Origin of the sequence: Thiomicrospira sp., from assembly GCF_014859555.1 — a bacterium.
Classification (GTDB): Bacteria; Pseudomonadota; Gammaproteobacteria; order Thiomicrospirales; family Thiomicrospiraceae; genus Thiomicrospira.
The window spans coordinates 1-15,994 of the sequence record NZ_JACUTY010000049.1 but is presented as its reverse complement, the minus strand read 5'-3'; the positions used below and the strand labels follow the sequence as shown (position 1 = coordinate 15,994).

17 protein-coding genes and 1 pseudogene are annotated in these 15,994 nt (G+C 44.5%); 4 read left to right on the top strand and 14 right to left on the bottom strand.

Annotation, left to right across the window (positions count from 1 at the left end; genetic code table 11):
* Positions 1 to 121 precede the first annotated feature (121 nt).
* From IBX48_RS08195 to leuS, 6 genes and pseudogenes are all read right to left on the bottom strand, one after another.
* Positions 122 to 529 (bottom strand): annotated as a pseudogene (locus IBX48_RS08195) (DUF2784 domain-containing protein).
* Between the two features lie 86 nt (positions 530 to 615).
* Complete coding sequence (locus IBX48_RS08190; protein ID WP_296833044.1) at positions 616 to 1,923, bottom strand: hypothetical protein; 1,308 nt, start codon at positions 1,921 to 1,923, stop codon at positions 616 to 618.
* 88 nt (positions 1,924 to 2,011) lie between these two features.
* Positions 2,012 to 2,284 carry a type II toxin-antitoxin system Phd/YefM family antitoxin gene (locus IBX48_RS08185; RefSeq protein ID WP_296833041.1) on the bottom strand — a complete coding sequence of 91 codons (273 nt, stop codon included), beginning with the start codon at positions 2,282 to 2,284 and terminating at the stop codon, positions 2,012 to 2,014.
* Positions 2,285 to 2,478: 194 nt separating this feature from the next.
* A complete protein-coding gene (holA, locus tag IBX48_RS08180) occupies positions 2,479 to 3,495 on the bottom strand; it encodes a DNA polymerase III subunit delta (RefSeq protein ID WP_296833037.1) in 1,017 nt (338 codons plus the stop codon).
* On the bottom strand, positions 3,492 to 4,091 hold the full coding sequence (lptE, locus tag IBX48_RS08175) for an LPS assembly lipoprotein LptE (protein WP_296833034.1): 600 nt from the start codon (positions 4,089 to 4,091) through the stop codon (positions 3,492 to 3,494). The genes holA and lptE overlap by 4 nt, the downstream gene beginning before the upstream one ends.
* A gap of 22 nt (positions 4,092 to 4,113) precedes the next feature.
* Positions 4,114 to 6,573 carry a leucine--tRNA ligase gene (gene leuS / locus IBX48_RS08170; protein ID WP_296833031.1) on the bottom strand — a complete coding sequence of 820 codons (2,460 nt, stop codon included), beginning with the start codon at positions 6,571 to 6,573 and terminating at the stop codon, positions 4,114 to 4,116.
* 134 nt (positions 6,574 to 6,707) lie between these two features.
* Between leuS and IBX48_RS08165 the strand changes: the two genes are divergently transcribed.
* Positions 6,708 to 7,076: a hypothetical protein gene (locus tag IBX48_RS08165; protein WP_296833028.1), complete on the top strand. Its 369-nt coding sequence runs from the start codon at positions 6,708 to 6,710 to the stop codon at positions 7,074 to 7,076.
* 10 nt (positions 7,077 to 7,086) lie between these two features.
* Here the strand turns inward: IBX48_RS08165 and IBX48_RS08160 are convergent, their stop codons facing one another.
* Both IBX48_RS08160 and IBX48_RS08155 read right to left on the bottom strand, forming a co-directional pair.
* Positions 7,087 to 7,395 (bottom strand): type II toxin-antitoxin system RelE/ParE family toxin, encoded by a 309-nt coding sequence (locus IBX48_RS08160; protein ID WP_296833025.1) that lies wholly within the window; start codon positions 7,393 to 7,395, stop codon positions 7,087 to 7,089.
* Complete coding sequence (locus tag IBX48_RS08155; protein ID WP_296833022.1) at positions 7,383 to 7,640, bottom strand: type II toxin-antitoxin system Phd/YefM family antitoxin; 258 nt, start codon at positions 7,638 to 7,640, stop codon at positions 7,383 to 7,385. Before IBX48_RS08155 ends, IBX48_RS08160 begins: the two co-directional genes overlap by 13 nt.
* A 181-nt stretch (positions 7,641 to 7,821) precedes the next feature.
* Between IBX48_RS08155 and IBX48_RS08150 the strand changes: the two genes are divergently transcribed.
* Positions 7,822 to 8,313 (top strand): hypothetical protein, encoded by a 492-nt coding sequence (locus IBX48_RS08150; protein WP_296833020.1) that lies wholly within the window; start codon positions 7,822 to 7,824, stop codon positions 8,311 to 8,313.
* 46 nt (positions 8,314 to 8,359) lie between these two features.
* Here the strand turns inward: IBX48_RS08150 and lnt are convergent, their stop codons facing one another.
* The 6 genes from lnt to IBX48_RS08120 all read right to left on the bottom strand — a co-directional run bounded on the left by lnt (position 8,360) and on the right by IBX48_RS08120 (position 14,289).
* Positions 8,360 to 9,907 (bottom strand): apolipoprotein N-acyltransferase, encoded by a 1,548-nt coding sequence (gene lnt, locus IBX48_RS08145; RefSeq protein ID WP_296833017.1) that lies wholly within the window; start codon positions 9,905 to 9,907, stop codon positions 8,360 to 8,362.
* Entirely contained in the window at positions 9,907 to 10,764 is an 858-nt protein-coding gene (locus IBX48_RS08140; RefSeq protein ID WP_296833014.1) for a transporter associated domain-containing protein, read from the bottom strand. The genes lnt and IBX48_RS08140 overlap by 1 nt, the downstream gene beginning before the upstream one ends.
* A gap of 90 nt (positions 10,765 to 10,854) precedes the next feature.
* Positions 10,855 to 11,319 (bottom strand): rRNA maturation RNase YbeY, encoded by a 465-nt coding sequence (gene ybeY / locus IBX48_RS08135; protein ID WP_296833011.1) that lies wholly within the window; start codon positions 11,317 to 11,319, stop codon positions 10,855 to 10,857.
* A gap of 11 nt (positions 11,320 to 11,330) precedes the next feature.
* The gene (locus IBX48_RS08130) at positions 11,331 to 12,260 is read right to left on the bottom strand and encodes a PhoH family protein (RefSeq protein ID WP_296833047.1); all 930 of its coding nucleotides are present in this window, start codon (positions 12,258 to 12,260) and stop codon (positions 11,331 to 11,333) included.
* A gap of 153 nt (positions 12,261 to 12,413) precedes the next feature.
* The gene (gene miaB, locus IBX48_RS08125; RefSeq protein ID WP_296833008.1) at positions 12,414 to 13,871 is read right to left on the bottom strand and encodes a tRNA (N6-isopentenyl adenosine(37)-C2)-methylthiotransferase MiaB; all 1,458 of its coding nucleotides are present in this window, start codon (positions 13,869 to 13,871) and stop codon (positions 12,414 to 12,416) included.
* A 184-nt stretch (positions 13,872 to 14,055) separates the two neighbouring features.
* Positions 14,056 to 14,289, bottom strand: coding sequence for a helix-turn-helix transcriptional regulator (locus tag IBX48_RS08120; RefSeq protein ID WP_296833005.1), 234 nt, complete (start codon positions 14,287 to 14,289; stop codon positions 14,056 to 14,058).
* Between the two features lie 107 nt (positions 14,290 to 14,396).
* On the opposite strand from IBX48_RS08120, the gene IBX48_RS08115 reads away from it, so the two are divergent.
* Complete coding sequence (locus IBX48_RS08115) at positions 14,397 to 14,639, top strand: hypothetical protein (RefSeq protein WP_296833001.1); 243 nt, start codon at positions 14,397 to 14,399, stop codon at positions 14,637 to 14,639.
* A gap of 5 nt (positions 14,640 to 14,644) precedes the next feature.
* On the top strand, positions 14,645 to 15,925 hold the full coding sequence (locus IBX48_RS08110; protein WP_296832997.1) for a Wzz/FepE/Etk N-terminal domain-containing protein: 1,281 nt from the start codon (positions 14,645 to 14,647) through the stop codon (positions 15,923 to 15,925).
* Positions 15,926 to 15,994 lie beyond the last annotated feature (69 nt).

Below are 15,994 nucleotides of genomic sequence, written 5' to 3'. Positions count from 1 at the left end.
TGTTTCAATCCGTGCCAAACAAATAATCAAAACAAAAAGCACCAGGCCTAGTGCTATAAATGAAAATAGAACCACCTTTACGTGAATTAATGCTGAATAATCATTTGGATTTATATCGGTCTTAACCACTATGTTTGCGAATTGGCGGAAAGTACCGCCAAGTCGCCACTACAACTAATCCAAACAAGCTATAAACCAGTGTGAAAACCCAAAACGGCGCGTCATAATAAAGCAACTGCTGAACCCAATGCTCGATAAAACTCGCCGAGTAAGCGGCTTCACCCGCCTGCGCGCGCAACTAAGATTCCAACACCGTCAAAGGACAAAGCTCACCCAACCAAGCCTGAACCACAATGACACCAACCGCGAGAAAATGCGCTACCCGAAACGCCAACAAATTAACCCAGAGCCAGCCCCGTAGATTGCCCACAATAATCAAAAGCAACCCACCCACAACAAACACCACCACCGCCATATGCGCTAAAAGCACAAGGTCTGCAAGCAAACTATAAGCGCGGTGGTCAAGCATTCCTGACTTCTGGTGTATTCGAATAAGAACGCCTTAAAACTCAATAAACAAAGACTTAATTCAAGTTCAAAAGACCTAAAACTAAATCAAAGTGTAGCGTCCCGTTTTTCCCTGTTACCGTTCAACCTTGCATTAACTTTATTGTACATTTCATTAGCCATGTCGAGATATAAGTTCAGTTCAGTTTGCCCTGTAGCTGTATCAAAATATTTGACTCCATCTATTGAAGAATTTTCAAGATACTCAATTTGGAATTTGGCTCTTACTAATGGCATTACAAAGTCCGTATTATTTATGTCAGAATTCCTATTTAATTTACGTACTTTTTCAATTGCATCCAGTACCTCTTTCTTACTAACGCTATCTTTCTTGTCGAGCGTGAAGGTGTAAAACTTATCTAGCAACTTGCTGTCGCAATCATTCGTGGAGCTGTACTCAGTAAATAGAACGAAATTTAGATGATGGCTTGAGAATCTATGGTTATCTTTTAAATTTTCAAAACATTTTGTTGAAGGAAAGCTCAGTCCGTCAAATCCTTTCTCCTGTAATGCTACAGTTAGCATTTGAGGAATGATATATTCGGGAATAAATGATTTCTTATACTCGGTTGGGAATGAGCATATTTGTAGCAATATATTGGCTTGAACTTCTTGTTTAAATCTAGGCTTATACGAATAATTATCGTCTCCCGAATACGGGAGGTTAACGCTAGCATCCATGAGCCCTGGCAGGTTATTTTCAAGTAGACTATTAATGCTATTATTTAAACTAAATATTCTTGAGTTATAAAAATGAGAATAGCTAGGTAAAAAAATAGAGTATTCTAAATCACTGTTCGAATTCGCTTCTAATTCTTTTTCCACAGTTAAAGCAGAGCTGCCTAGGTAGAGTAGTGGCAACCCCGGAATACTAAAGCGCTGACTGCCTACAAGATGTCTTTTTGAAAACGGGACATGGTAAAACTCTTTGATATCTTTGGGATCAAACCTTCCTTTCCGTCTTGCACGGAACATTGCTTTTACAAGCTCAGATGAATCAACGGTTCTATCAATTAAAAGTGACTTTTCCAAAAAATCATAAAGACTATTTATTGCAACCCTTTGGTTTTCAGATATGAACTTTATATAGGATAAATTTATCTCATTGAATGTAGCCTCTATTAGATCTATATGCAGATGTACATCTGATAAAAACTCATCAACCCATAGGCATAGTGATTTATTACTGTATATATTGTAACAATTACATTCATTAAGACTTTTTAATTTTTTCAGCTCATCTACATATAACTTTTTGTAATGATCTAGTTTGCTTTCAAATCTATCAATACCAAATGTTTTCACTTTCAAAGATCTTTGATATGAATCCCTGAAAAAGCAAATCGGACAGGTCATCCTTTACTCCTACAATTAACGTGGGTATAACGCTTACTATCAGGCTGTATTTTTTGCTTATTAGGTATTGGTGTTATTTTCATTAAGCCTACCTGCTTATAATGCATACTTTAGCATCTTCATGCGCAACGCCCTGGCCCGATGCAATTTGCTCCTCTGCTTGATAAAGTTCTTCTAACAATTCCAAGCGGGCTTGCATCTTTTCATACTCGTGCACATCGACTAATACCGCGACACCGCGCCCTCTTTGCGTTAGCACCATAGGGCGGCGGGTTTCATGAATTTGTTTTACAAATGTCGCGACACCTGCCCGAAATTCTGACAGTGGCCGGATGTCTTCATCAACTCGTACTCTTGACATATCTGTCACCTTATTACAATTAAACGTACATCTAAAGGTACGACAAGATAATAAATTGGGCAAGGTTTTGTGGTTAGACTATTTAGAAATTTGGAATGGTTTATTACTTGGGTTTCACCCTCACCCCGGCCCTCTCCCATCGAGGGAGAGGGCGTTAAAAAACTTCGTGCCTTCGTGTTCTTCGTGGTTCAAAATTAGCGGGCGATTTTCATGACTAAGTCTGACAGGCCTAACCATGGATCACCAGGCCTGGTGCCTTTGATTTGGCGGTCGATTTGGTAGGCTTGCATGAGGAGTTGTGACCAGTGGTCTTGGCTGTGTCGGCGTAATGCTTGGCTGACTTCGTTTTGTTTGGTTGACCAGATTCGCATGGCTTTCATGGCTTGGGCGAGCGGCATGGTTTGTTGTTTTTGGCTGAGTTCGATGAGTTGACGTAACTCTTTGGTGAGTAGCCATAATACGATGGGGGCTTCGCTGCCTTCTTGTTGCAGACGTTGTAACACGTGCAGGGCTTGGGCGGCTTGGCCTAGTAACATTAGACTGCTTAAGGCAAATAATTGATAGTGGGCTTGATCGACCACGCTGTTTTCTATATCCGCCAGGGTGACCGTTTCGCCCGCTGGTTTGATTAAGGCGAGTTTTTCGAGTTCTTGATCGGCGGCGAGTAAATTACCTTCGACACGTTCGGCGAGCAACGCGGCGGCGTCTTGATCCATTTGCAGGTTTAAACGTTGTGCTTGATGCTGACACCATTGAGGTAGTTCGCGCATTTCGATGGGTTTGGATTGCACCACCAGGCCTGCCGCTTCAATCGCGCTGACCCATTTGGATTTGGTTTGGCGCGAATCCAGACGTTCGCAATAAATCACCAATACAATATCCAGTTCGGTTTGTGGATTTTGATTGCACCAGGCCTGGATAAACGCGGTACCGGCTTGCCCGGGGTTGCCGGTGGGCAGGTTCAGTTCGATAATGCGGCGTTCGGCAAATAACGAACCGGTTTGGGTTTCCATTTGCAGTTCGCCCCAATCATATTGCGCATCAACATCAAAACGATCACGCTGATCATATTCTTGCTCACGCAGATATTGGCGAATCGCATCGGTGCTGCGGCGGATATACAGCGGTTCTTCGCCATAAATCAGCAACACAGGCGGAATCGCCAGCGACCCTTGCGCCACTTGCTTTAAAAAAGCTGGCGCTAAAATCATTGAGACGTCTCGTTGGTTTTTGGTGCTTCAACGTGGTTTGCGTCGGTTCTGGAACCGGGCTGATCGGATACCGCTGGCAATTGATGATAGGTTCGATTGAGTCGGTCGATTAACTGACGCGCCAAATCCTGTTGCATTTGACGTTCAATATCTTGTAACTCTCGCGCCGCCGCTAGCTGTTGGGTTGGATCGGTTTGACGATCACGCAACGCCATGACTTCGGTATTGATAATTTCAACGTCATCTTCAACACGAAAGGCTATAAACGACTGGCTGAGTTTAATCAGTTCTGAGGTGGTTTCGCCGGTGGCGGAAAAAGCGGTGCGACTTATATTGCGTTGATACATACCCAATTGCACCACCACATCGGCTTGCGAGAGGGAATCGGTTAACTCAACGCCTAAACTACGCCACTGTTGGCGTAATGCGCTGACGAGTTCGCTGGGGACCTTTTGCTCCCCGAGCAACTGCACAGTTTTATAGCTTGCGCCCGCGAGCGGGCCGGTGCCTCGTAAACGAAATCCGCAACCGGTTGCGCCAACGGCGATGGCCGCGAATAAACCATTTAATAACGTACGACGTGTCAACACAGACATATATCCGCCTTTTCGTTGTTGTTTAATCTTTTACCACCAAGTTAACCAAGCGTCCGGGCACCAAAATTTCTTTGACTAGCTGTTTGCCGTCAATAAACTTGGCGACCGATTCCTCGGTTTTGGCTAACGCCAAAATCGCGTCTTTGTCTAAATCTTTCGCTACGCTGATTTTGCCACGTAACTTACCATTCACCTGCACCATCAATTCGATTTCGTCTTTGACTAAGGCGGATTCATCCACCTTTGGCCAGCTGACATTAAGTACCAGGCCTGGTTGTTGTAAGGTTTCCCAAAGTGTTTGCGTAATGTGTGGCACCATGGGCGACAACATCAACACCAGCGTTTCTAAAGCCTCCTGCATAACCGCGCGACCTGGCTCGCTGTCGTCATCAAACTTGGCTAGACTATTTAGCAGTTCCATGCAGGCCGCAATCGCGGTGTTAAATTGCAAACGGCGGCCAATGTCGTCGCTGACTTTTTGTAAGGTTTCGTGCAGTTTTAAACGCAGGGCTTTTTGTTCTTTGTTTAAACCGTCGCTGTTCTGGCTGGCGGGCACCAGGCCTGCTTGTGCGTGTTGTTGCACTAAACGCCAAACCCGGTTTAAGAAACGGTGCGCGCCTTCCACACCTGAATCGGACCACTCCAAACTCTGCTCTGGCGGCGCGGCAAACATAATAAACAAACGCACCGTATCCGCACCGTATTGCTCGATCAAACCTTGTGGATCAACCGTATTGCCTTTGGATTTCGACATTTTTGCGCCGTCCATTAACACCATGCCTTGGGTTAATAGGTTTTTGAACGGCTCATCGGAATTAACCAACCCGACATCACGCATCAGTTTGTGGAAGAAACGCGCATACAATAAATGCAAAATCGCGTGTTCAATGCCGCCAATGTATTGGTCAACCGGCAACCAGTAATTGGCGCGTTCGTCCAACATGGCTTCGTTTTGACCTGGGCAAGCGTAACGTGCGTAATACCAAGATGACTCAAAAAAGGTATCGAAAGTATCGGTTTCGCGTTTGGCTTCGCTACCACATTTCGGGCAAGTACAATTGCGGAACGAATCTAATTTAGCTAACGGCGAACCTGCGCCATCTGGCACCACATCTTCTGGCAAACGCACGGGTAAATCTTGTTCTGGAACGGGCACTGGGCCGCAATCCGCACAATAAACCATCGGAATTGGGCAACCCCAATAACGCTGGCGCGAAATACCCCAGTCGCGTAAACGGAAGTTGGTTTGTTTTTGACCGAGGTTTTTGTCGCCTAATAACTTGGCTAAGGCATCCAACGCCGCGCTAAAATCCAGCCCATCTAACTCGCCGGAATTAAACAACACGCCTTTGTCGGTATAGGCTTGTTCAGAGACATCCACCGTATCCGAATCTTGTGGACGAATAACTGGCTTGATCGCCAAGTTGTATTTTTTAGCAAATTCATAATCACGCTGATCGTGCGCCGGAACCGCCATCACCGCGCCAGTGCCGTAACCCATGAGTACAAAGTTAGCTGCCCAAATTGGCACTAATTCATCCGTCACCGGATGGCGCACACGTAAACCGGTATCGACACCTTTCTTTTCCATGGTTTCCATGTCAGCTTCGGCGGTGGAAATGTGTGAACATTCTTCGATAAACTGCGCCAACGGCTCGTTCATTAACGCGGCTTTTTTGGCTAACGGATGATCGGCCGCAATCCCAACATAAGACACACCCATTAAAGTATCGGGGCGCGTGGTGTAGACTTTTAGGCTTTCAGATTGGCCTTCAAGCGGAAACGCGATTTCCATGCCGGTCGATTTACCAATCCAGTTGCGCTGCATGGTTTTAACCTGTTCCGGCCAACCTTCTAACTTATCCAAATCACTTAATAATTCGTCGGCATAATCGGTGATTTTCAAGAACCACTGGGCGATTTCTTTGCGTTCAACCGGCGCACCTGAACGCCACCCTTTGCCATCAATAACCTGCTCGTTCGCCAACACGGTTTGATCAACCGGGTCCCAGTTCACCACCGACAATTGACGATACACCAAACCTTTTTCGTAAAGCTTAGTAAACAACCATTGTTCCCAACGATAATAATCCGGTGAACAGGTTGCCAACTCGCGTGACCAGTCATAACCTAACCCGAGTTGAGTTAACTGGTTGCGCATATAATCCATGTTGGAGTAAGTCCAAGCGGCGGGGGCGACTTTGTTTTGCATCGCGGCATTTTCAGCCGGTAAACCAAACGCATCAAAGCCCATGGGCTGCATCACGTTTTTGCCCAACATGCGCTGATAACGCGAAATCACATCGCCAATCGTGTAGTTACGCACATGCCCCATATGCAAACGCCCGCTTGGGTAAGGGAACATCGACAAGCAATAATATTTTTCTTTGCTTGGGTCTTCGGTAACTTCAAAGACTTTTTGATCTTGCCAGATTTTTTGAATGGCGGCTTCTAACGACTGAGGTTGATATTCGGCGATCATCTTGTTGTGTTTTCCTGCTGGGTTTTCGGTATGATTAAAATAGAAAAATTTAGAATTGGTTCATTATAACAAAGTAACTCAGCCACGAATTAGCAGTTTCTATCCTCGTCTAGCCGAACATAAGGAGGCCAACCATGTCACTAAACGAAAAATTTCAAAACGCTTATAACAGCCTACTCGACAAACTCACTTTTCGCTTAAAAAGCGCCGAGGACAGCAGTTTGCATTGGCTGGGTAAAGAAATTAGTCAAATAGAACAAAAAGGCTCGGAGCTGGAAGTTTTAACCGAGCACGAACTTGAAGAACTGCAAAACATACTTAAAGCCGATGTCGAGCAAACCGCGAGCTACTTTACCGACCTTGGCAAAGGCGTGGATGCGTTTATCGAAAACGATTGGCCGGCCATTGAAGCGACCCTTACCGAAAAAGCCCTCACCCTCGCCGATCCGAGCAAAATCGAACTGCTAAAACTGCGTTTACAAGCCGCACTTAATAAAGATTAACCAGGCCTGGTTACTGAATGTTTTTTAGAAAGTTTAAAACTTCTTTTTCTTGCCTAATGAGATGCAAAATATAGACTTGTTGGGTTGACTGATTAAAACGATAAAAAATCCGACAAGGTTTAACTAACAATTGACGATAATCAAAGTCAACTAACTCTTCTGGCTGAGTACCTAGCTCTGGAAACTCAGCCAACAAGCGAACTTTTCCAATCAAGTTTTTCACCCACTTTTGTGCCGCACGAGGATTATCCAACGCAATATAGTCCGCGATTTCATCTAAGTCAGCCAAGGCCGACTCCGCCCAAATCACTTCAGCCATTTTTGCATTTTTGCTTCTGCTTCAGCCTGCGAATAAACGCGCCCTTCTTGAATCGCTCGTTCGCCACGCGCAATACCTTCAAGCAATTGTAGACGACGCTGTTGAAATTCATAATCCTCAACATTCACCAGATAAGCCGCCGGTCGTCCTTGCTCTGTAATCAATATGGGCTCGTGGCTCAAACTTAAGTCTGCTAAAATTTTAGTTGCTTGACGCTTTAACGTCGTGACCATTTCTGCTTTCATTTTAACCCCCTAATAATGTATCACTATAGTATCACTATTTAAAAACTTATTCACGTTCCATCCTCACCAGACTTGGTGGTTTCAAACACTCAAAATATTAGATAAAACTGATGTTTACGCTTGGCATGATGTTTTCTGCTATGCTCAAACGGCGTTTTAAATTTCTACGGGAGAGGTAAAAATGAAAGCGTTATTTGCGAGTTTTGCATTAATCTTAGCCTTAGCACCAGGCCTGGTGCTAGCCGACAAACCAACCGATTCTCGTGCAATTGCAGGCATGCAAACTGGGCAGATTCTTTGGGACGTGACGCTGGCGAATCCACAGGGATTAATTTCACGTTTAAATGTCATCGAAGAAACCCATCAAGACATGATTCGCCAGGGCTTAAAACCCAAAATGGTGTTTGCATTTCGCGGAGGTGCGGCGGGCTTGATTGGTCGAGATACGGAAAAGTTAGAAATCGAACGTGCGGCCGAAGTTCGGATGTTACATGATCGCATAGCTCAAATTCAACAGCTAGACGGCGTTTACATGGAAGCTTGTGCGATTGCGACTCGGCGTTTTAACCTAGATCAAAAAGATTTATTGCCCGGCATCACGCTGGTTGGCAATACGTTTTTATCCATCATGGGTTATGAAAACCAAGGCTATGCTACGATTCGGATCGACTGATTAGCGACGCAACCACCAGGCCTGGTGGTTGCGTCTTTAGCCTCGTTTATTTCTTACGATTAAACGGATTACTGATTTTGCCTGTATAAGCGTAACGTTTGCCTAACATAAAGCCAAAAATACCGAATACAATCATTAAGATTGGCCAGTTGGTCCAGCGGGCATAAGGCGTTAGACCTTCATATGGCTGCACTTGACCGCGTAACACGCCCGCTTCATAAGCGGGGATTCGAGCTTTGATTTGACCGTTTACCCCAATAATAGCGGTATGGCCGGTGTTGGTGGCGCGCGCGATTTCGCGGCCAAGTTCACGTGCGCGCATTTGGGCTTCTTGTAACAATTGAGCCGGTTCCAACGTGTGGGCAAACCACGCATCGTTACTGGTCGTAACAAAATACTTGGCACGCGGTAAATCTTGCGCCAATTCCGAACCAAACATCATCTCAAAACAAATCGACACGCCGGCCGGTTGACCACCTAAGGTTAAGGGTTTTTGTGGTTGATCGGCCGCACTAAACTGTGAAAATGGAAAGCCAAACTTTTGCGCCAATGGTTCAACGATAGCGGATAACGGATAATATTCGCCAAACATCACCAAATGGCGTTTGCGGTATTCTTGAGTGAGGTCACGTAAATTAATCATTGAATTATAGTATTCGGAACCACCCGGTTCACGTGTGATAGCCCCCACCAGAATATCCCGGCTTTGCAACTGGGCATCGGCAATAAACTGACTTAATACCGTATCGGCGGCGCGATCAAAATAACCCGGAATCGCGGTTTCTGGCCAAACAATCAGCTGCGCATCCAAGTTTGCGCGTGTCATGCTGACATAACGGCGCATCATAGGTACAAACTGCTCCGACTGCCATTTTTGATCTTGCGAAAAATGGCCCTGCAACAAGGCGACTTCAATCGGCTCGTCCACTGGCGTAACCCATTGGGTTTTTTGTAACACGCCACCAATCGGCCAAACAAATGCGACCACCAAGGCCGCCGGCATGGTTTGTTTGTGCTGTATAAACCACACCGTTAAACCGGCGGTCATCGCGACTACAAAACTGACGCCAAACACACCAAACACCGCGGCATAACCATCCAGCCAGGTGCCAAGGTGTGACGTGCCCATCAACATAAACGGCAAACCGCCTAAAATGCTGGCGCGCACCCATTCCAATAACACCCAAGCGGCCGGAAATATCCAAATAAGACTCGAACCAATCCGGTTCGGATTATAGAAGTAACGCCCCAAAGCACCCGCAAAAGCCGGGAATAGGGCTAACAAAATCACAAAACCGGCTACCAACAAAATTGAGCCAATTAAACCAATGTCGGAATAAAAATAAATACTTGAAAATAACCAGCTGGCTCCGACACCAAACTGACCTAAACCAAACCACAAACCATACTTAAAAGCTTGCGAAAGACTCGTTGAACGTCCCCATAGCCAAAACAGACCGGCTAAGGCAACCAAAGCCAGTGGCGAAAACTCAAACGGCGCAAAACCCAATACCGCTAAACCACCCAATAAGGCGGCTAAAAATGCATAACGATCTGGCCAAATTAACTGTTTAAGTCGTGCACCCAATTTCATTAATCAATGATTCCTGTATCTTCCACACGTTTGACTTGAAATAAATGCACACGACGGCTATCAGACTTAAGTACACGGAATAACAAACCTTCCATCACCACTTCTTCGCCTTTTTGTGGCACATGCCCCATAGAGCTAGCAATCAAGCCACCGATGGTTTCGATATTGGATTCGTTGTCAAACTCGACTCCAAACTCCTCACTAAAATCACTCAATGGCGTGATCGCTTTGACCGCGAATGAGTCGCCTACTTGAGCTTTAATGTAAAGTTCTTCATCTTCATCATGCTCGTCTTCGATTTCACCTACGATTTGTTCTAACACGTCTTCAATCGTCACCAAACCTGCAAGCCCGGCATATTCGTCCACCACCAGCGCGAGATGATTGTGACTGGTTTTAAACTCACGCAACAATACATTTAAGCGTTTACTTTCTGGGATAAAAACCGGTTCACGATAAATGCTACGTAAATCGTCTTTATTATTGAGTTGACCTTTTACCATCAAGCGCAATACATCTTTCGCTAACAGGACACCAATAATCTCATCTTTGCTTTCTGACACTACTGGATAACGCGAATGCGCCGATTCAGCAATTTCTTTTAGAATCGCTTCGAGTGGCTGAGATTCATCAATCACATCGACTTGCGGACGTGGCACCATAATATCGCGCACCCGCGCTTCCGACACGTCCAACACACCCTGAATCATCAGCAAGGCATCGCTATCGATTAAACCTTGTTTCTGAGCTTCTTTTAATATTTCCAGTAAGTCTTCGCGATCTTCGGGTTCATCCGAAAACATACGCGTAAAGCGTTCTAACCAAGATGAACCATTGCTACTGTCACTGTCACTCATGACGATTTTATCTCTCCGTTGTTGAAATTCTGATTGGCGGCAAAGCCAGCCATGCGCTTAATTGCGCTCAGCAAAAGTATTTGAATCCGTTTAATACGGATCATCATAACCAAGTTGCTGCATAATTTGGGTTTCTAAAGCTTCCATTTGTTCGGCTTGCGCTTCATCAATATGGTCAAAGCCTTGTAAATGCAAGACGCCATGAATTACCATGTGCGCCCAATGTTCTTCAAGCGTCTTTTCCTGAGTCATGGCTTCTTCGATCACCACCGACGCGCAGATCACTAAATCACCCAAATAAATCGGTTCATCATCAGGTTGCACCAGGCCTGGTGGTAACTCGAACTCAAATGACAACACGTTGGTGGCGTAATCTTTAGCTCGATAGTCGTGATTTAATTGACGACTTTCGGCGGCATTCACCACCCGAATGGTGAGTGCGGTATCTTGGGTTTTTAAGTCAACTTGAATCGCCGCTTCTGCCCAGGTTTGACACTGTTGCTCAGTGGGCAATTTTAAAGGTGTAATGCCCCATTGTAATTCGACTTCTGTCATAAAAATCTCATTTAATTGATCGGCCGACCCTGGTTTTCATAGGCTTGTACAATGCGCTGAACCAAGCTGTGGCGCACCACATCTTGCGACTGAAAAAACGTGAAACCGACTTCTTTTACTTCCGCCAACACTTCAATTGCATCACGTAAACCGGACTTTTGATGTTTCGGCAAATCACACTGCGTAATGTCGCCAGTAATTACCGATTTCGAACCAAAACCCATACGGGTTAAGAACATTTTCATTTGTTCCACCGTGGTGTTTTGGGCTTCATCCAAAATAATAAAAGCTTCGTTTAAAGTGCGACCGCGCATAAAAGCTAAAGGCGCAATTTCAATCACATTTTTTTCAATCAAACGCTCAACCGTTTCAAACCCCATCATCTCAAACAAGGCATCGTACAAAGGCCGTAAATAAGGATCGACCTTTTGACTTAAATCGCCGGGTAAAAAGCCAAGTTTTTCACCCGCCTCGACCGCTGGGCGCGTCAACACAATTCGTCTGACCTGCTCGGCTTCTAACGCCGCTACCGCACAAGCCACCGCCAGATAAGTTTTACCGGTGCCAGCCGGACCAATGCCAAAGTTAACATCTTTTTCTTGCACTAATGTGACATAGTTAGATTGGTTTGGATTGCGGGTTTTAATCGGTTTACGACGTACTTTGACAATTGCTTGCTGATAGTCGATTGGGCGTGCTTGCTCGAAGCCTTGCGATTGCAAAGCGATATGAACGTCGGCAGGTAATAGGGTTTTTTGACCGGCTTCTTTATACAGGTCACGAATCATCTGTTCAGTTTTAACCAACCGATCCGCTTGGCCGGTCACGCGAAATTGAAATCCCAGGTGGTTAATTTCCACCCCCAGTTTTAATTCCATCTGACTGATGTGTTGATTGTGCCAACCGCAGAAACTCTGCAACTGCTCATTCGATTCCGGCATTAGCTGAAAGTGAACGGTGTGCAAAGTTGATGCGTTTGAACTTGAATTAGATTGTGTCAAATTAGGCTAACCAACTTAAATTAAAAGGCTTATGAAAACCGTAAAAAACAGTTTAAACGTCGCAAACTTCATTGTAAAACCGAGCCAGGCAGATCACAAGGCATAAAATTGCGGTGTGGGCATACCCGCTTCGGGTGTGGCCACCACTTCACCACGCAGCGAGTTGGTTAAAGCTTCGTGAACTCTAACATCCACAAAGGTGCCGATCATATCCAAGTCACCAACGAAATTGACAACCCGGTTGCATTCGGTGCGACCGGCCATTTCACGATCCGATTTGCGCGATAAACGCTCAACCAATACACGCTGAGTCGTACCAATCAAAGCTTCGCTGTGCGCCAAAGTTTGTTGATTTAACAGCTCTTGCAATGCATATAAACGCTGTTTTTTAAGTTCCATCGGCACGTCATCCGGCAAACTCGCAGCTGGTGTGCCCGGGCGTGGGCTGTAAATAAAACTAAACGAACGGTCAAATTTTAGCTCTTCAACTAACTTCATGGTGGCTTCGAAATCGGCTTGGGTTTCTCCCGGAAAACCGATAATAAAATCGCCCGATAAACTTAGACTAGGACGATGCGCTCGCACTTTGCGGATAATCGACTTATATTCCAAGGCTAAATGGTTGCGTTTCATTAATGCCAAAATACGATCGGATCCAGACTGAATCGGCAAGTGCAAATGCGACACCAATTCTGGAAGTTCGCCATACGCATTAATAATGTTGCTCGACATTTCATTGGGATGAGATGTAGTAAAACGAATTCGATCAATACCTTCGATATTGCGCACCGCTTGCATTAACAAAGCCAAATCCGCGACATCACCATCTGCCATTTTGCCACGGTAAGCATTCACATTTTGACCCAGCAAATTAACTTCGCGTACACCTTGCGACGCCAACGCGCGTACTTCGGCCAAGACATCGTCAAACGGACGACTGACTTCTTCGCCACGGGTATACGGCACCACACAAAAGGTGCAGTATTTTGAACAGCCTTCCATTACCGACACAAACGCCGATACGCCAGTTGATTCGGGTTTGGCTAGGTGATCAAACTTTTCAATTTCGGGGAATGAAATATCAATCACGGCCTTGGCTTTGCCATGTACCGAACGTGTGCCAAGCGCATCGTTAATCATCGCGGGTAAACGATGCAGGGTTTGTGGGCCAAAAATTACATCGACATAAGGCGCACGTTTGCGAATTACTTTACCTTCTTGCGAGGCCACACACCCACCCACACCTATCACACGGTGCGGTTTTTCGGCTTTCCACTTTTTCCATTTACCTAGCTCATCAAATACTTTTTCTTGCGCTCTTTCGCGCACCGAACAAGTATTCATCAATACCACATCGGCTTCTTCGGCTGAATCAACTAAACGCAAACCGTGCGTATTTTCTAGCAAGTTGGCCATTTTTTCCGAGTCGTACTCATTCATCTGACAGCCATAGGTTTTAATCAATAACCCACCGCCGACCAGCGATTTAGCTAAATCGATCGGACTGGCTAGATTGTTAATTAAGCTTTCGGCGGAAGAAGTCTGTGTCATAGCTAACCCTTATAAAACGTGAGGTTTCGTGTTAAAAAACAGGCAGTTACACCTAATAAAACAAACGAAAAATAGCCGCGTAGTTTAGCATAAAACAGCCCTAAGAAAATAAAAAACCACCAGGCCTAGTACTCCGGTCATTAAGACCAAGACTGGTGGTTAAAAAAACAAATTAATGCGTTTTTTATGGATTCTTTAAAGCATGAATACCTGAAACCGGATCAAACCCCAATTTTTCACAATACCAAACAAACTCCACCACATCCAAACGACGCTGACCCACTTCTATTTTGCCAATAAAAGAATGGGGCTTATTAATCAGCTCGGCGGCCTGGCGCATCGTCAACCCTCGCGCCTCACGTTGTTTGCGCAGCCATTTTGATAAACGTTCGGACTCAGGGGAATAAATAGTTTTCATGCGTCCCAATTATGGGAACAAAATTTATGTACCTAAATTAGGTACTAATTAGTTGCAACTAACAACTATTCACTCTAGAATTTGTACCTACAATAGGAACAGATGCCATGAAAATATTTACCGACCAACCACACTACTACAAATCTCATAAAGCGAATGCATTTGGTTTGCTCGTTACTTTAATTTACCCAAGTGTATTGTTAATCGAAAAGGTCAAGATTTTTTTGTTATTGACCGCTGTTCAAGTGCTTATTGTCATCGGACTATTTATTGATCCCATCATCAGCTTACTGCTACATAGCTTGCTATTTCTCACACTTATCGCCTACACCCTTAAACAGAACCTATAGACACTATGACGACTAATCCAAACAACGCCCCTTACGCAGAAGATGAAATAGACTTAATCGAACTTTGGCAAACCATCTGGTCACAAAAAATCATGATTACGCTGGTTACGACGGTTATTACCATAATCGCAGGATTATGGGCTTTTAGCCTGCCCAAGACCTATCAAGCTGAAATAGTTATTTTACCCCCTAATTCAGCCCAAGTTGAGCCCATTCGTTTTGCTGATTTAAAAGAGTTCGGTATTCAAGAACAAACAACTCAAAGCATCTATCAAACCCTACTAGAGCATCTAAACGCCACTGAAACATTAATACAGTTTCAACAAGAACCAGCAATTGAAAACTATTTTCAAAGTTTCGATCTGACTGAAACAAAAATGCTTAAACAGATAAAAGAGAGTCTGACTGTACAGTTACCCGCTGAATCAAAACAAAAACTCGTATTTCAAAACCTTGAAACAAATATTAAATTTCAAGCACAGCAGCCTGAAATAACGGTTATGGCGCTTAATACATTACTAGAAATTGCTAAGTCTCGGTCTGAGCAGGAAGTTAAACAAAATGTAATGAGTGCGATAGCTGAGAACCTACGCATAAACCAACAAGAGTTAGCATTGGAAAATGAACGTGTAAATCGTGAAATTGAAGCTGAAATTGACCGCCTGAAAGAACAAGACCAACTTGAGTTAGCACAAATAAATCAGCAAATAAATTTATTAAGAAGCAAAGCCTCTCAAGAACGTGAATATCGGATTGCTCGGCTTCAAGTTGACTACGATATTGCCGAAGCATTAGGGATTGAGCTACCGGTCAATCCACTAGAATATAATCGCCAAGCTAGCACCGTAACTAAGTTTGACTTTTCTAGTAAAGACCCCTCGCGTTATTGGCTGGGAACTAAGGCATTGGGTTTAGAAATTAAAGAATTAAAATCTCGCCAAAATGACGATGCCTTTATTGCTGAGCTAGCTGAACTATTTAAGAAAAGGGAGTCTCTGAAATATAACCCTAAAATTGAAATATTAGAATCGCGCAAGGATAACCTACCTTTCTCTGAAAATCTTCGTGCTTTGAAAACCAAAATAAAGAAACTTAATCAAGCAGAGCAACAAGTGAAAAACACTGAATTTGGCTCTTATCGTTTACAAAATTTTGCATCTATTCCTGAAAGCCCAATAAAACCCAACAAAAAGCTGATCGTTGCAGTCGCCCTTGTTTTAGGCGGGATGCTGGGGTTATTCATTGCTTTAATTCGTGGCGCGGTGCATAAACGACGTGCCGAATAGAAGAACCGCCAGGCCTGGTGGTTTTAAAAATATTCAGTTCAACTAACCCCACCACCAGGCCTGGTGGTG

Excerpts from the sequence above, each read along its gene's own strand:
- IBX48_RS08190 (WP_296833044.1), bottom strand. The coding sequence starts at position 1,923 with ATGACCTGTCCGATTTGCTTTTTCAGGGATTCATATCAAAGATCTTTG.
- IBX48_RS08185 (WP_296833041.1), bottom strand. The coding sequence starts at position 2,284 with ATGTCAAGAGTACGAGTTGATGAAGACATCCGGCCACTGTCAGAATTT.
- holA (WP_296833037.1), bottom strand. The coding sequence starts at position 3,495 with ATGATTTTAGCGCCAGCTTTTTTAAAGCAAGTGGCGCAAGGGTCGCTG.
- lptE (WP_296833034.1), bottom strand. The coding sequence starts at position 4,091 with ATGTCTGTGTTGACACGTCGTACGTTATTAAATGGTTTATTCGCGGCC.
- leuS (WP_296833031.1), bottom strand. The coding sequence starts at position 6,573 with ATGATCGCCGAATATCAACCTCAGTCGTTAGAAGCCGCCATTCAAAAA.
- IBX48_RS08165 (WP_296833028.1), top strand. The coding sequence starts at position 6,708 with ATGTCACTAAACGAAAAATTTCAAAACGCTTATAACAGCCTACTCGAC.
- IBX48_RS08160 (WP_296833025.1), bottom strand. The coding sequence starts at position 7,395 with ATGGCTGAAGTGATTTGGGCGGAGTCGGCCTTGGCTGACTTAGATGAA.
- IBX48_RS08155 (WP_296833022.1), bottom strand. The coding sequence starts at position 7,640 with ATGAAAGCAGAAATGGTCACGACGTTAAAGCGTCAAGCAACTAAAATT.
- IBX48_RS08150 (WP_296833020.1), top strand. The coding sequence starts at position 7,822 with ATGAAAGCGTTATTTGCGAGTTTTGCATTAATCTTAGCCTTAGCACCA.
- lnt (WP_296833017.1), bottom strand. The coding sequence starts at position 9,907 with ATGAAATTGGGTGCACGACTTAAACAGTTAATTTGGCCAGATCGTTAT.
- IBX48_RS08140 (WP_296833014.1), bottom strand. The coding sequence starts at position 10,764 with ATGAGTGACAGTGACAGTAGCAATGGTTCATCTTGGTTAGAACGCTTT.
- ybeY (WP_296833011.1), bottom strand. The coding sequence starts at position 11,319 with ATGACAGAAGTCGAATTACAATGGGGCATTACACCTTTAAAATTGCCC.
- IBX48_RS08130 (WP_296833047.1), bottom strand. The coding sequence starts at position 12,260 with ATGCCGGAATCGAATGAGCAGTTGCAGAGTTTCTGCGGTTGGCACAAT.
- miaB (WP_296833008.1), bottom strand. The coding sequence starts at position 13,871 with ATGACACAGACTTCTTCCGCCGAAAGCTTAATTAACAATCTAGCCAGT.
- IBX48_RS08120 (WP_296833005.1), bottom strand. The coding sequence starts at position 14,289 with ATGAAAACTATTTATTCCCCTGAGTCCGAACGTTTATCAAAATGGCTG.
- IBX48_RS08115 (WP_296833001.1), top strand. The coding sequence starts at position 14,397 with ATGAAAATATTTACCGACCAACCACACTACTACAAATCTCATAAAGCG.
- IBX48_RS08110 (WP_296832997.1), top strand. The coding sequence starts at position 14,645 with ATGACGACTAATCCAAACAACGCCCCTTACGCAGAAGATGAAATAGAC.